Origin of the sequence: Streptomyces abyssalis, from assembly GCF_001751365.1 — a bacterium.
Lineage (GTDB): Bacteria > Actinomycetota > Actinomycetes > Streptomycetales > Streptomycetaceae > Streptomyces > Streptomyces abyssalis.
Window position 1 is genome coordinate 983,395 of sequence record NZ_LJGT01000038.1, and the last position, 15,040, is coordinate 998,434.

Here is a 15,040-nt window from a genome sequence, read left to right on the forward strand (position 1 = left end):
TCCTCCGGTGAATCCGGAGGTCGGGGGATCAGAACATGTTCGCGGACCCCGCTGCCACTCGTGGAAACCGTCTCCGCACGATCCTCACGTGATCCGAAACTCTGTGACCGGAATGGATCAGCCGTGTCCTCCGCGGCCTGCCCGGAGGCCGACGCGTGCCCAGAGTTGCTTGTGGTCGGAGTGCTCGGAGTAGCTCACGCTGCTGGACTCGACCCGTACGGACGGCGACACGAAGAGGTAGTCGATCTTCCCGCTGCTGTGGGTCGGCTCCCCCGAGCGGCAGTGCGCGTACCTAGTGCGCGGCAGTTCCGCCGCCTTCCGCCCGGGCTTCATCTCATCGCCGCAAGGGCTCGCGGCCTCCTTGAACGCGCCGCGGGCACCGCGTCCGTACCCGCGGTCGTAGAGGCGGTCCAGCGTCGCGGAGAGCGGCAGGTCGTTTATGTCTCCGCCGAGCAGGACGGTGTAGTCCTCGTACCGTGAGGTCAGGACCTGCTCGGCCGTCGCCACCTCGCGCTTGCGGCTGTCCAGGAACTCGCCCCCGGCGGGCGTGAGATGGGCGGAGCAGGCGACCAGCTTCCGGGGCTCGGAACGTACGCAGACCATTTCGCGGTACTCGTCGCCGGAGGTGGAGCCGAGCTGGTGCACGTCGGTGTCGTCCTTGTCGAAGCCCAGGCCGTGACGGAAGACGATCGTGTTGCCGAAGTCGGTCGGGTGGTGGCAGCGGGCGGGGCTCCCGGGGTTCCTGGCGAGGTTCCTGACCGGGCTGAACAGCACCGTGTAGCCGGGCAGTCGGTCCTCCAGACGCTCGTCCCAGTCGCGGCAGGTCTCCTGCATCGCGACGAACGCGGGCTTGCGGTTCTTCACATCCTCGGCGAAGGCGTCGGGCGGCCCGTTCTTCTTCCCGCCGTGCTCGGTCGTGCCGCCGGCCATGTTGAACTGCCCGATGACGTACTCGCCCGACGAGGACGCGGGCTTCTCGGGCCGGGTCTCCGCGTCCGAGCCGGCGACCAGCACCGCCGCGGCCACGAGACCCGCGGCCACGACACCGGCCAGCGGAGCAATCACGCGACGGATGGCGCCCTCCATGGTCCGGTCCCCGTGTGTGAAGTTTCGGTCTCGGTACGCGCGCAAGCATGCAGAGGCGCACGAGGGGCGTCAACAGAGACATCCGCCGCCTGCCCGCCACCCGGGGTGGCCGGTCACACAGCGTTATCGGAGGGAAACGGCGGCCTCCGGACGGTTAGGATTCCGGGCATGGCGGCCACTGGATCAGAGCAGACGGGATCGAAGGCGTACTACGTCACGACCCCCATTTACTACGTGAACGACGCTCCCCACCTGGGCCACGCCTACACGACCGTCGCGGGCGACGTGCTCACGCGCTGGCACCGTCAGCGCGGCGAGAAGGTGTGGTACCTCACCGGCACGGACGAGCACGGTCAGAAGATCATGCGCACCGCGGACGCACACGGGGTCTCCCCGCAGGAGTGGTGCGACAAGCTCGTCGAGGAGGCGTGGAAGCCCCTCTGGGAGCATCTCGACATCCGCAACGACGACTTCATCCGTACGACGGAGAAGCGGCACACCGAACGCGTCCGCGAGTTCGTCCAGGATCTCTACGACAAGGGCGAGATCTACCAGGGCGGCTACGAGGGCCCGTACTGCGTGGGCTGCGAGGAGTACAAGACCTACGGCGAACTCCTCGACGGCGAAGGGGATTTCGAGGGCCAGAAGCTGTGCCCCATCCACCGCGCGCCGGTCGAGATGCTCCAAGAGGAGAACTACTTCTTCAAGCTCTCCGAGTACGGCCCGAAGCTGCTGGAGCACTACGAGCGGAACCCCGGGTTCATCCAGCCCGAGTCCGCGCGGAACGAGATCGTGAACTTCGTCCGGCAGGGCCTGGAGGATCTGTCGATCTCGCGCTCGACCTTCGACTGGGGCGTCAAGGTGCCCTGGGACGACAAGCACGTCATCTACGTCTGGATCGACGCGCTGCTCAACTACGCCACGGCGGTGGGTTACGGCGCGGACCAGGAGCGCTTCGAGCGGACGTTCCCCGCGGACGTGCACCTCGTCGGCAAGGACATCCTCCGCTTCCACACGGTGATCTGGCCGGCGATGCTGATGGCCAACGGACTGCCGCTGCCCGGCAAGATCGTGGCGAACGGCTGGCTGATGGTCGGCGGCGAGAAGATGTCCAAGTCGAACCTGACGGGCATCTCCCCGCAGCAGCTCACCGAGCACTTCGGCGTCGACGCCTACCGCTGGTACTTCATGCGTGCCATCGCCTTCGGACAGGACGGATCGTTCTCCTGGGAGGACTTCTCCGCCCGCTACACGAGCGAACTGGCCAACGACTACGGGAACTTGGCGTCCCGCGTCGCGGCCATGGTCGGCAAGTACTTCGGCGGCGCGCTGCCGGAGGCGACGGCGCACGGCGAGGCCGAACAGGCAGTCGTGGACGGACTCGCGAAGGCCGTCGCCACGGCGGACGAACGCATCGGCGACGAGCTGGACTTCTCCGGCGGCATCGCGGCGGTCTTCGACTTCATCAAGCAGGTCAACGGCTACCTGACGGAGCAGGAGCCCTGGAAGGTCGCCAAGGACAAGTCGGACGAGGCCCAGGCACGGCTGGCCACGATCCTCTACACGGCCGCCGAGTCGCTGCGCGCCTGCGCGGTGCTGCTGAGCGCGATCATGCCGGAGTCGTCTGCGAAGCTGTGGGACTCGCTGGGCGCCGAGCCGCATCTCGGCCCGCTGGCGGACCAGCCCGTGGGCGACGCGGCCCGCTGGGGCCAGCTCCCCGCCGGCGCGACGGTCACGAAGGGCGCGGCGCTCTTCCCGCGGCTCGAGGACTGAGGAAGCGGCCTGTACATCAGGTGGGCCGGCCCTTGGTCGGCCCACCTGAGAGGGCTACCCGACGAGTTCGATCACGCAGCGCGCACCCCTGCCGCGCTTGAGCGTCGCGTCAGTCGTGACCAGTGGCACGTCCAGCTTTTCCGCAAGGGCCACATACGAGGCGTCGTAAGCGGTCAGCGCTGGAACAACTTCGCCGCCGAGCGGGTGGGCGGGCGGACGGACGGACGGACGGACGGGAACGACCGGAGCCACGAAGGCGCCGCACCCGGCCACGCAGCCACCACCGATACACACGCCCCCGGCAGGGTTAGAGCTTCGGCTTGCGCACCGACAGGTGCAGCTCCCGCAGCCGGGCCTCGTCGACCTCGCTCGGCGCACCCATCAGCAGGTCCTGGGCGTTGCCGTTGAGCGGGAAGGCGATCGTCTCGCGGATGTTGGGCTCGTCCGCGAGCAGCATCACGATGCGGTCGATGCCCGGGGCGATGCCGCCGTGCGGCGGCGCCCCGAAGCGGAACGCCCGGAGCATGCCGCCGAATTCGCGCTCGACGTCCTCCTCCGAGTAGCCCGCGATGCCGAACGCCTTGAACATGATCTCGGGTTCGTGGTTACGGATGGCGCCCGAGGAGAGCTCCACGCCGTTGCAGACGATGTCGTACTGCCAGGCCAGGACGTCCAACGGGTCCTGCGTCTGCAGCGCTTCGAGGCCGCCCTGAGGCATGGAGAAGGGGTTGTGGGAGAACTGGACGGCGCCGGTCTCCTCGTCCTTCTCGAACATCGGGAAGTCCACGATCCAGCAGAAGCGGAAGACGCCTTCCTCGAAGTGCCCCGCGCGCTTGGCGGCTTCGACGCGGACCGGGCCCATGACCTTCGAGACCTCGTCGAACTCTCCCGCTCCGAAGAAGACCGCCGTGCCCGGCTCGGCCTTCAGCGCGGTCAACAGCTGCGAGACGTCGTTCTCGTCGAGGAACTTGGCGATCGGGCCGGTGAGCGTACGGTCCTCGCCCACACGGACCCAGGCCAGACCCTTCGCACCCTGCTCGACAGCGAACTCGCCCATCTGGTCGAAGAACCGGCGCGGCTGGTCCGCTGTGTCCGGCACGGACAGCGCCCGTACGTGCTTGCCCGCGAAGGCCTTGAATCCCGAGTCCTTGAAGATGTCCGAGACGTCCACGAGCTCCAGCTGCGCACGCAGATCCGGCTTGTCCGTCCCGTACTTGAGCATCGCCTCGCGGAACGGGACGCGCGGGAAGGGCGAGGTGCACTCGCGGCCGCCGCCCAGCTCCTGGAAGAGATCGGTCATCACCTTCTCGATGACTCCGAAGACGTCCTCCTGCTCGACGAAGCTCATCTCCATGTCGAGCTGGTAGAACTCGCCGGGCGAGCGGTCCGCGCGGGCGTCCTCGTCGCGGAAGCAGGGCGCGATCTGGAAGTAGCGGTCGAAGCCGGCGATCATCAGCAGCTGCTTGAACTGCTGCGGCGCCTGCGGCAGTGCGTAGAACTTCCCGGCATGCAGCCGCGACGGTACGAGGAAGTCCCGCGCGCCCTCGGGGGAGGTGGCCGAGAGGATCGGCGTGGCCAGCTCGTTGAAGCCCTGGGCGACCATCTTCTCGCGGATCTTCGCGATGACCTGCGAGCGCAGCACGATGTTGCGGTGCATGCGCTCGCGGCGCAGGTCGAGGAAGCGGTATTCGAGGCGCTTCTCCTCGTTGACGCCGTCGTCGGCGTTGATGGTGAAGGGGATCTGCTCGGAGGCGCCCAGCACCTCCACCTCGCCGACCTCCACCTCGATCTCCCCCGTCGGCAGCTCGGGGTTGACGTTGTCGGCGCCGCGCTCGCTCACCTTGCCGTCGACCCGTACGACGGACTCCTTCGAGAGCGAGCTGAGGCGGTCGTGCACCTCGGCCTGTTCGGGACGTACGACGAGCTGCACGATGCCGTGGTGGTCACGGAGGTCGATGAAGAGGATGCCGCCCAGGTTCCGCCTGTTGTGCAGCCAGCCGCTCAGACGGACGTCCGTGCCGACGTCCGGAGCACGGAGCTCGCCGCAGGTGTGGGAACGGTACCGGTGCATCTGTCATCCAGTCGTCGGGTGGGCAGCACTTGACCCAGATACCTGGGGGCACCCCCATGCCGGAGGCTATGGGGGCAGTCGGCCCTTCAGACTACCGCCCTGGCTCAGCCCCGCTCGCCCCGTATTCCCGAACGCACATAAAGTGGGACAATGCACACCGAGGACGTGCTGAGGGCCACCCGGACCGGGCTGTGGCGTTGGGACAGCGCGACCGGTGCCTCGACCGTAGACGTCCGCACCGCGGAGCTCCTCGGTCTGCCATTCAGACAGGACGCGTCGTCCGACAGGGGCGAGCGGCCCCTCTCGGTGGCCGGGCCGGGCTCCGAGGTCCCCTCGGGAGCCGGCGCGGAACCCGGCACCGGCCCGGGCGCCGGGGCGGCGAAGGACTCCATCACGCTGGCCGAGCCCTCCATCCGCTCGCGCATCCACTTCGCCGACTACGTCGAGCTGACCGCGACGGCCACCCTGGCGCTGGCGGAGTGGGAGCTCGTCGAAGCCGTACTGCGCGTCGTCGACGAGGACGGTCACGTCGTACGCACGGTGCGGACCCGCATGGTGCCGGTGGAGGAGGACGGAGCGCTCTCACTCATCGGCACCGTCGCCCAGCTGCCCGAATCCACCGGGAAGGCGTCGCACGAAACCGAGGAGGGCCATCAGCACAGCCGTGAGGCGTTCCTGCTCCACACCGGACGCGCGCTCGCCGAGGCGCGCACCACCGCGGAGGTGCTGCGGGTAGCGGGCTCACTGGTCATCCCCGGCTTCAAGACCCGGGCCCTCGCGGTCTTCAGCCTGGAGCGGGGGCGGCTGATCCTCGTGGGGCCCGCCGCGCAACGGCCCGTGCCGCAGCATCTGCTTCCCTTCATCGACATGTCCGTGGAGGCCGACCATCCGGCCGCGGCCGTCGTACGCTCCGGGCGGGCGATCTACCTGCCGGCCCCCGAGGACTACCGGCGCGAGTTCCCCGCCGCGTGGCCCCAGGTCGAGCCGATCGGCAACCGGGGATGGGCCTTCCTGCCGCTCGTGATCTCCAATCGCACGCTGGGCGCGTGGATGGTGGCCTTCCCCGAGCCCGTGGAGTTCACGCCGGAGGGCAGGTCGCTGCTGACGAACGTCGCGCGGATGCTGGCCCAGGCGATCGCCCGTACGTCCATGCACGAGATGGAGCTCCAGCTCTCCTCAGGTCTGCAGCGCACTCTCAGGCCCACCCGCAGGCCCGGGATCGAGGGCATGAAGCTCGCGGCCAGATACATGCCCTCGGGCGGCGGGCTGGACGTCGGCGGCGACTGGTACGACGTGATCCCGCTGCCGTCGGGCCGTACGGCACTGGTGATCGGCGACGTCCAGGGCCACGACGTGCGCGCGGCGGGCATCATGGCGCAGCTGCGCATCGCCCTGCGCGCGTACGCGGCGGAGGGGCACCGGCCGGACGCCGTGCTGGCACGTGCCTCGCGCTATCTGGCGGGCATCGGGCGGCCCGAGGTGATGACGGGCAGCCCGGACGAGGGGGGCGGCGCGGGCACCGCACAGGGGCAGCTGACCGGAGGCTTCGCGGACGACGAGCGCTTCGCCACCTGCCTCTACATGGAGGCCGACCCCGTCACGGGCACGCTCGACATCGCCCGCGCGGGCCACCCCGACCCGGCGATCTGGCTCGCCGACGGCACGATGCTGATCAGGGCCACCGCCGGCGGGCTGCCCCTGGGCATCGAGCCCGGCACGGAGTATCCGACGACGCGGCTGGTGCTGGAGCCCGGGGAGACGCTGCTGGCGTGCACGGACGGCCTGATCGAGATCGGCGGGCACACCATGGAGACCGGCTGGCGGCGCATCCAGTCGGTCTTCAGGGAGCTGGCCGCCGGAAGCACGGGCACGCCCGCCGATCTGGAGCAGTTCGCCGACGCCCTGATCCGCTCGGCACAGCAGCCGCTGTCCGGCGAGGCCGCGGGGCCGCTCGCCGACCGCCGCGAGGACGACATCGCGCTGCTGCTGTTGACCCTGGACCCCGCCTACGCCGTCGAGCGCGCCGCCGCGGCCGCCGGGGTATCGCGGCGTACGACGTTCACGGTCGCGCAGGCCGAGCCCGACCGGATCGGCGAGGCCCGGCACCAGCTCCAGGGCATGCTCTTCGACTGGGAGAGCGAGGACCAGATCGACGGCGCGGTGCTGATGCTCTCCGAGATGCTCACGAACGTGCTGGTGCACACCGAGGGCGACGCGATCATGGTCGCCGAGTGCAGCGGCAACCGCGGGAACCGGCTGCTGCGCGTGGAGGTCTCCGACACCAGCGACGCACTGCCGCACCGCCGCACGCCCGGCGAACTGGCCTCGTCAGGCCGGGGGTTGATGATGATGGAGATGCTGGCGGGGTCGTGGGGGGTGGACCCGCGCGGCGAGGGCAAGAGCATCTGGTTCGAGATGCGCGAGAACATCGCGGCGCCCGCGTGGGCGTGACAGTCCTGGCGGACGGCCGAACCCCCGTCCCCGCGGCCTCCCCTTCGGCTTCGCCCGGTGGCGGTGCCCCGGGGCAAACAGCCGGACGCGGTCTCCCCGGGCCCTGCGGCCCGGTTCGGGCACACTCCGCTCGCTGCGAGCGGCACCACGCCGGACGTCTCCGGCGAAGCCAGGGGAGCTCAAGAGCCATGTCCGGTCACGCCAACAGGCCCATGGATGCGGCCAGTTGGCCGCCGAACCGGAAGATGCTCGCCACAGCCCCAGGCCCGGTCCGGGCGCCCAGGCCCCCGGCGAAGCCAGGGGAGGTTCGGCCGAACCGTCCGGCGGCGACGGACCGCCCGCCGCGACCGGTCCTCGAACCGCCACCGTCGCAAGGCTCACCGTCGCGGCGGGTCACCGTCGCGGTGTCCGCCGCCGCGGCGGCACAAGAGCCGGCCGTGACCGGGGCACGCCCCTGGCCGTTCCCCCTGGCCTCCGGCCGGGCAGGGACACACCCACCGGAGAGAAACCCGGAGGGACTCCCCGGGGCCTCCGGGGCACTCCCGCCAAGCGCCGGGGAAGCCAGGGGAACCCCGGGCCGCAAGGCCCAGCGCACATCGGCTGTCCTGCCGGGAGACCGGCTACCCGTACATGCGCCGCATCGCGAAGTCGACCATCTCCTCGACCGCCTTCGCGTCGAAGACGATGCGGTGGTCGCCCTCCATGTCCAGCACGAAGCCGTAGCCGGAGGGGAGCAGGTCCAGGACCTCGGCGCCCGTGATCACGAAGTAGCGGGACTCCTTGCCCGCGTACCGGCGCAGCTCCTTGAGCGTCGTGAACATCGGGATCACCGGCTGCTGGGTGTCGTGCAGCGCCAGGAAGCCGGGGGTCTCGCCGCGCGGGCAGTAGACCTTCGACGTCGAGAAGATCGACTGGAAGTCCTCCGAGGTGAGCGTGCCGTTGGTGAACGCCCGCACGGTCTCGCGGAGCGACGGCGGCGACGCCTGCTCGGGGTAGAGCGGCTGCCCGTTCGCGTGCTGCTGGCCCTGGTGCCCGTACTGGGGAGGAGCCTGGTGCTGCGTGTACTGCTGATGGCCAGGCTGCTGGTGGTGGACGTGCTGCTGCCCGGCATGCGGGTAGCCCTGCCCCGCGGACGCGGTCTGGTCGTAGCCGTACATGGAAGAAAGAGTAACGAGTCACAGATGGGCGGTTAGGGCTTGCTTCTTATTACCGACGGGTAGCATCATCTTGAGCAGACACAGACTGCGTGACACAGCTGACTACCTGTCCGTCGAGTGAGACCACACGGAGCCGTTGCCATGGGGCACTACAAGTCGAATCTCCGCGACATCGAGTTCAACCTCTTCGAGGTGCTCGGCCGCGACACGGTGTACGGCACCGGACCGTTCGCGGAGATGGACGTGGACACCGCGAAGAGCGTGCTGACCGAGATCGCGCGCCTCGCCGAGAACGAACTGGCCGAGTCCTACGAGGACTCCGACCGCAATCCGCCCGTCTTCGACCCGGAGACCAACACCGCTCCGGTGCCCGAGTCGTTCAGGAAGAGCTACCAGGCGTACATGGACGCCGAGTGGTGGCGCCTGGGCACCCCGGAGCAGATCGGCGGCACCACCGCACCGCGCTCGCTGCTGTGGAGCTTCGCGGAGACAGTCCTGGGCTCCAACCCGGCGGTGTGGATGTACGCGTCCGGCCCGGCCTTCGCGGGTGTCGTCCATGACGAGGGCACCGAAGAGCAGCTGAAGATCGCCCAGTTGATGGTCGACAAGCAGTGGGGCTCCACGATGGTGCTCACCGAGCCGGACGCGGGCTCGGACGTCGGCGCCGGCCGCGCCAAGGCCGTGCAGCAGGACGACGGCAGCTGGCACATCGACGGCGTGAAGCGCTTCATCACCTCCGGTGAGCACAACCTCTCCGAGAACATCGTGCACTTCGTCCTCGCCCGCCCCGAGGGCCACGGTCCCGGCACCAAGGGCCTCTCGCTCTTCCTCGTACCGAAGTACGACTTCGACTGGGAGACCGGTGAACTCGGCGAGCGCAACGGCGTGTACGCCACCAACGTCGAGCACAAGATGGGCCTGAAGGTCTCCAACACCTGCGAGCTGACCTTCGGTGCGAACGGCCCCGCCAAGGGCTGGCTGCTCGGCGAGAAGCACGACGGCATCCGCCAGATGTTCAAGGTCATCGAGTTCGCGCGGATGATGGTCGGCACGAAGGCCATCGCGACGCTCTCCACGGGCTACCTCAACGCCCTGGAGTACGCCAAGGAGCGCGTGCAGGGCGCCGACCTGGCCCAGTTCACCGACAAGAACGCGCCCCGCGTCACGATCACGCACCACCCCGACGTGCGCCGCTCGCTGCTCACGCAGAAGGCCTACGCGGAGGGCATGCGCGCGCTCGTCCTCTACACCGCGTCCGTGCAGGACGAGATCATGATCAAGGAGTACCGCGGTGAGGACGCCTCCGCGGCGCAGCGTCTGAACGACCTCCTGCTGCCGATCGTGAAGGGCTACGGCTCGGAGAAGTCCTACGAGCAGCTCGCGCAGTCGCTGCAGACCATCGGCGGCTCCGGCTACCTGCAGGAGTACCCGGTCGAGCAGTACATCCGGGACGCCAAGATCGACACCCTCTACGAGGGCACCACCGCGATCCAGGGCCAGGACTACTTCTTCCGCAAGGTCGTCCGCGACCAGGGCCAGGCGCTCACGACGCTCTCGGAGGAGATCAAGAAGTTCCTGGCCGAGGCGAAGGGCGGCGAGGAGCTGGCCGGGGCCCGCGAGGAGCTCTCCCGCGCGGCGGTGGAGCTGGAGGCGATGGTCGGAGCCATGCTGACCGACCTGGCCGCCACGGAGAAGGACGTGAAGTCGATCTACAAGGTCGGCCTCAACACCACGCGCTTCCTGATGGCCTCCGGGGACGTCGTCATCGGCTACCTGCTGCTGCGCGGCGCGACCGTCGCCGCGGAGAAGCTGGCCGACGCCTCCGTCTCCCTCTCCCCCAAGGACGAGGCGTTCTACGAGGGCAAGGTCGCCGCGGCGAAGTTCTTCACCTCGAACGTGCTGCCCGCCGTGGCCATGGAGCGCACGCTGGCCGAAAACGTCGACTCCTCGCTGATGGAGCTCGACGAGGCCGCTTTCTGAGCGTCCCGGTGTACTGACGGTCCCGGCCGTGGTGGCCGTCCTGGCCGTCCCGGCCGTCCACATACGGGCGGCCGGCGGCGGCCACTGAGATCCCCCCATGCGGAACGTCCTTCTCCTCCCGGCAGGGCAGGGGAAGGACGTTTCGCCTTCGTATGCTGGTCGTATGACCCCAAGCTCGCAGAGCACCGCGCCGCCGCACCCTGCGGCCCGTGCCCACACCGACAGCCTCATCGGCTTCCTCTCGGACTCGCCCACGCCGTACCACGCGGTGCGCAGCGCGGCGGAGTTGCTGGAGAAGGCGGGCTTCCGGCAGCTCGACGAGACGGAAGCCTGGGACTCGGCCGGCGGCGGCGCCGCGGCGAGCGGCCGCGGCCACTATGTGCTGCGCGGCGGCGCCCTGATCGCCTGGTACGTGCCGGCGGGCGCCGGTCCCGCCACCCCGTACCGCATCATCGGCGCCCACACCGACTCCCCCAACCTGCGCGTGAAGCCGGTGCCCGACACCGGGAGCAACGGCTGGCGGCAGATCGGTATGGAGATCTACGGCGGCACACTGCTCAACACCTGGCTCGACCGGGACCTCGGCCTCGCCGGGCGCCTCTCGCTGCGCGACGGCTCGACACGGCTGGTGGACGTCAGCCGTCCGCTGCTGCGCGTACCGCAGCTCGCCATCCACCTGGACCGGCAGGCCAACGACGGGCTCAGGCTGGACCGCCAGCGCCACATGACCCCCGTGTGGGGGCTCGGCACTCCCCACGAGGGCGACCTGATCCGGTTCGTCGCGGAGGAGGCCGGCATCCCCGCCGAGGAGGTCACCGGATGGGACCTGATGGCGCACAGCGTGGAGCCTCCCGCGTATCTGGGGCGGGACGAGGAGCTGCTGGCCGGGCCGCGCATGGACAACCTCCTCTCCGTGCACGCCGGTGCCGTCGCGCTGGCGGACGCGGCCGGGCAGGACGGTCTGGCGGCGATCCCCGTACTGGCCGCGTTCGACCACGAGGAGAACGGCAGCCAGTCGGACACCGGCGCCGACGGGCCGCTGCTCGGCTCCGTGCTGGAACGGTCCGTCTTCGCGCGCGGCGGCGGTTACGAGGACCGCGCGCGCTCGTACGCGGGCAGCGTCTGCCTCTCCTCCGACACCGGGCACGCGGTGCACCCCAACTACGCGGAGCGGCACGATCCCGGGCACCTGCCGAAGCCCAACGGCGGCCCGATCCTCAAGGTGAACGTCAACCAGCGCTATGCCACGGACGGTTCGGGCCGCGCGGTCTTCGCGGCGGCCTGCGAGCGTGCCGGTGTGCCCTGGCAGACGTTCGTGTCGAACAACGAGATGCCGTGCGGGACGACGATCGGGCCCATCACGGCGGCCAGGCACGGGATTTCGACCGTCGACATCGGGGTCGCGATCCTGTCCATGCACTCGGCGCGCGAGCTGTGCGGCGTGAACGACCCTCATCTGCTGACCCGTTGCATGAACGGATTCCTCACCGGCTGACGGACCCCGTTCGTGGCCGTCTGATTGACCTTCACCCGCCGGGGCACCCGTACGTCGTACGAAAGCCGTACAGGCAGGGCAACCGCCAATCGGAGGCAAGGAATCCATGGGCATCGTCATCTGCATCGGCATGCTGGCCGTGGGAGCGATCCTCACATTGGCCGTCGACTTCAACACCGACGCCGTCAACCTCGATGTGGTGGGACTCGTCCTGATGGCCGCCGGGCTGATCGGTCTCTCCGTCTACGTCAGCATCTTCAAGCGCCGCAGGGGCCAGGCGGCCGCACCGGTGGTCGTCGAGGAGGAACGGCGCCTGTGATCTGAGCGGAGCCGAGCAGCCGGAGCGGCTGCACGGACAGGCACACGACGACGGCCCGTGGCATCCGGCCGGATGCCACGGGCCGCCCGTTCCGTCCGGCCCTCAGGATTCCCGGCCGTCGTCCATGCCCGCGAGTACCAGCGGCAGGCGGCGCGTCCCCGACCCGGTCACGCGCACGGGCACCCCCCAGTCCTGCTGGTGCACGTGGCACGCCGGGTACTCGGCGGCCTCCCCGGCACCGTCCGGATCGTCGCACGAGGCCGCCGTCGCCGACACGTGCAGCACACCCTCCGCCACCCCCTCCGCGAGCCGCAGCCGGCGTCGCAGGTCCGTGCCCGGGCCGGCTCCCTCCGCGAGCAGCTCCGGCGGCGTCGAGCCGACCACCAGCCGCGTCGAGGGACCGTAACGGTCATCGGGTTTCTGCCCCTCGGGCGCCTGGAAGACGACGTCCAGCAGCAGTTCGCCCGGCGCCACTTCGGTCGCCGAGCGCTGCGTACGGTGCGCCACGGGATCGACCCGTACGGCCTCCTCGGGCAGCCGCAGCCGGGTCAGCCGGTGGCGGGCGGACTCGACGACCACGATCTCGGCCCGCGTCCCTTCCCCTGCCCCTTCCCCGGCGTGCTCGACCAGGACCGCGTCCGAGAGCTCACGCAAGTCCGTTGCGAGCGTGGTGACTTCGCCGGTGGCGGGGTCGTAGCAGCGCAGCGCGTGGTTGTAGGTGTCGCTGACCGCGACCCGGCCGCCGGGGAGCGCCGTGACGCCCAACGGGTGCTGGAACAGCGCCTGTCCGGCCTCCCCGTCCCGGTGCCCGAAGTCGAACAGGCCCGTGCCCGCCGCCGTACGGACGTGGAGCCCCCCGTCCGCCTGGCCGCCTGCGCGCCTGTCTGCGTGCCCGTCTGCGTCCCCGCCCTGCCGGTCTCCGTCGGCCCGCTCGATCCAGCGGACGGCGCTGGTCTCGGAGTCGGCGACCCACAGCCGCTTCCCGTCAGCCGAGGCCGACAGGCCCGACGGCTGCGCGAACCACGCCTCGGCCGCCGGACCGTCGACCAGACCCTCGTTGGTCGTGCCCGCCTCGGCCCGTACGGTGCCCTCCGCACCGCCCTCGGCGGGCGGCGTGTACGTCCACAGCTGGTGCACTCCGGCCATCGCGATCCACAGCCGCCCGTCGAACCACTCCACGTCCCACGGCGAGGAGAGGGCGACCCGCCGCGCGGGGCCGTCGGTCGCCGCGCCCTGCCACCACTGCTCGCCGGTGCCCGCCAGCGTGCGGACCTCGCCGCTGTCCGGCTCGTAGGAGCGCAGCGCGTGGTTGACGGTGTCGGCGACCACCACCGTCTTCCCGTCGGGCAGCAGCGCGAGGCCCTGCGGCTCGCTGAACCGCGCCTCGGCGGCGCCTCCGTCCACCAGCCCGCGTTCGCCGCTGCCCACGCGGCGCAGCACCGTCTCGCCGTCCGGGGCCAGCTCGACGAGCTGGTGCCGGGTCGTGTCCGACACGAGGAAGCCTCCCTCGGGCAGCCGCAGCACCTTGCCGGGGAAGCGCAGAGCGGTCGGCTCCGGTTCCGGCAGCTCATACGGGCTGCCGGCGCGGCGGAGCGTGCCCTTCGCGGCGTGCTCGCGCTCCAGCTCCGCCACGAGCCTCGTGATGGCGTGCGCGTGTCCCTCGCCCGCGTGCTGGGCGACGACGTACCCCTCGGGGTCGATGACGACGAGCGTGGGCCACGCCCGTACCGCGTACTGCTTCCAGGTCTCCAGGCCCGGATCGTCCAGCACCGGATGGGCGACCTGATAGCGCTCGACCGCGTCCACGACGGCCTGGTGGTCGGCCTCGTGTGCGAACTTCGGCGAGTGCACGCCCACGATCACGAGCGTGTCGCGGTGCCGCTCCTCCAACTCCCGCAGTTCGTCGAGCACATGAAGGCAGTTGACGCAGCAGAAGGTCCAGAAGTCCAGGATGACCGTACGGCCGCGGAGGTCCGCCAGCCGCAGATCCCTGCCGCCGGTGTTGATCCAGCCGCCCTCGCCCCGCAGCTCGGGGGCGCGGACGCGTGCCTGAGAAACCATGGTCGGAGCAACAGTCACAGCCGGGTGAGCATTCCGCCGCCACTCGGGGAAGACGTGTGCCATGAGATATCTGGTACGGGAACGGATCTTCGGCATCGGCGACGACTACTGGATCGACGACGAGCACGGGGACCACGCCTTCCTCGTCGACGGCAAGGCGCTGCGGGTGCGGCAGACCTTCCAGCTCAAGGACGTACAGGGGGAGGTCGTCGCCGTCATCCGGCGGAAGATGGTCAGCCTCTGGGAGACCATGGAGATCGAGCGCGACGGCCGGAGGCTGGCGACGGTGCGCAAGAAGCGGTTCACACCGCTGCGCAATCGCTTCAAGGCGCGGCTGGCGGACGGCGGCGCGCTGTCGGTGCACGGGAACGTGCTCGACAAGGAGTACGACATCGAGCTCGGCGGCGGCCGTCTGGCACGCATCTCGCGCAAGTGGTTCCGGATGCGCGACACGTACGCCGTCGACATCGAACAGCCCGGCTCCGATGTGCCGCTGCTGCTGTCGCTCGCGGTGTGCGTCGACGCGCTGACCGGCGACGACTGACGACGGCGCGCAGCGACCGACGTACGGCGCGGGCGTACGCGGCGGGGCCGGTCAACTGGTCCGCGCAGCAAGCGAATCGGCCGTTGTGCGCCCTTCTGCACCA

Annotated in this window: 11 protein-coding genes; 6 read left to right on the forward strand and 5 right to left on the reverse strand. The window is 70.1% G+C overall.

The window, feature by feature from the left end; translation table 11 throughout:
* Positions 1-117: 117 nt before the first annotated feature.
* Positions 118-1,086: an endonuclease/exonuclease/phosphatase family protein gene (locus AN215_RS11605; protein WP_070009046.1), complete on the reverse strand. Its 969-nt coding sequence runs from the start codon at positions 1,084-1,086 to the stop codon at positions 118-120.
* Between the two features lie 168 nt (positions 1,087-1,254).
* Between AN215_RS11605 and metG the strand changes: the two genes are divergently transcribed.
* Entirely contained in the window at positions 1,255-2,859 is a 1,605-nt protein-coding gene (gene metG, locus AN215_RS11610) for a methionine--tRNA ligase (protein ID WP_070009047.1), read from the forward strand.
* A gap of 54 nt (positions 2,860-2,913) precedes the next feature.
* Here the strand turns inward: metG and AN215_RS29150 are convergent, their stop codons facing one another.
* A complete protein-coding gene (locus AN215_RS29150) occupies positions 2,914-3,111 on the reverse strand; it encodes a type II toxin-antitoxin system VapC family toxin (protein ID WP_216094089.1) in 198 nt (65 codons plus the stop codon).
* 55 nt (positions 3,112-3,166) lie between these two features.
* On the reverse strand, positions 3,167-4,930 hold the full coding sequence (aspS, locus tag AN215_RS11620; RefSeq protein WP_070009049.1) for an aspartate--tRNA ligase: 1,764 nt from the start codon (positions 4,928-4,930) through the stop codon (positions 3,167-3,169).
* 150 nt (positions 4,931-5,080) lie between these two features.
* Between aspS and AN215_RS11625 the strand changes: the two genes are divergently transcribed.
* Positions 5,081-7,381: an ATP-binding SpoIIE family protein phosphatase gene (locus AN215_RS11625; protein ID WP_070009050.1), complete on the forward strand. Its 2,301-nt coding sequence runs from the start codon at positions 5,081-5,083 to the stop codon at positions 7,379-7,381.
* Positions 7,382-8,001: 620 nt separating this feature from the next.
* Here AN215_RS11625 and AN215_RS11630 read toward each other — a convergent pair.
* A complete protein-coding gene (locus tag AN215_RS11630; protein ID WP_070009051.1) occupies positions 8,002-8,538 on the reverse strand; it encodes an SseB family protein in 537 nt (178 codons plus the stop codon).
* A 141-nt stretch (positions 8,539-8,679) separates the two neighbouring features.
* Here AN215_RS11630 and AN215_RS11635 point away from each other — a divergent pair, with 141 nt between their 5' ends.
* From AN215_RS11635 to AN215_RS11645, 3 genes are all read left to right on the forward strand, one after another.
* Positions 8,680-10,518 carry an acyl-CoA dehydrogenase gene (locus tag AN215_RS11635; protein WP_070009052.1) on the forward strand — a complete coding sequence of 613 codons (1,839 nt, stop codon included), beginning with the start codon at positions 8,680-8,682 and terminating at the stop codon, positions 10,516-10,518.
* 163 nt (positions 10,519-10,681) lie between these two features.
* Positions 10,682-12,013 (forward strand): M18 family aminopeptidase, encoded by a 1,332-nt coding sequence (locus AN215_RS11640; RefSeq protein ID WP_070009053.1) that lies wholly within the window; start codon positions 10,682-10,684, stop codon positions 12,011-12,013.
* 106 nt (positions 12,014-12,119) lie between these two features.
* Entirely contained in the window at positions 12,120-12,332 is a 213-nt protein-coding gene (locus tag AN215_RS11645; protein ID WP_070009054.1) for a hypothetical protein, read from the forward strand.
* Positions 12,333-12,434: 102 nt separating this feature from the next.
* Here AN215_RS11645 and AN215_RS11650 read toward each other — a convergent pair whose 3' ends face one another.
* A complete protein-coding gene (locus tag AN215_RS11650; RefSeq protein ID WP_070009055.1) occupies positions 12,435-14,393 on the reverse strand; it encodes an NHL domain-containing thioredoxin family protein in 1,959 nt (652 codons plus the stop codon).
* A 61-nt stretch (positions 14,394-14,454) separates the two neighbouring features.
* Between AN215_RS11650 and AN215_RS11655 the strand changes: the two genes are divergently transcribed.
* Positions 14,455-14,937 (forward strand): LURP-one-related/scramblase family protein, encoded by a 483-nt coding sequence (locus AN215_RS11655; RefSeq protein ID WP_070009056.1) that lies wholly within the window; start codon positions 14,455-14,457, stop codon positions 14,935-14,937.
* The last annotated feature ends 103 nt before the right edge of the window (positions 14,938-15,040 follow it).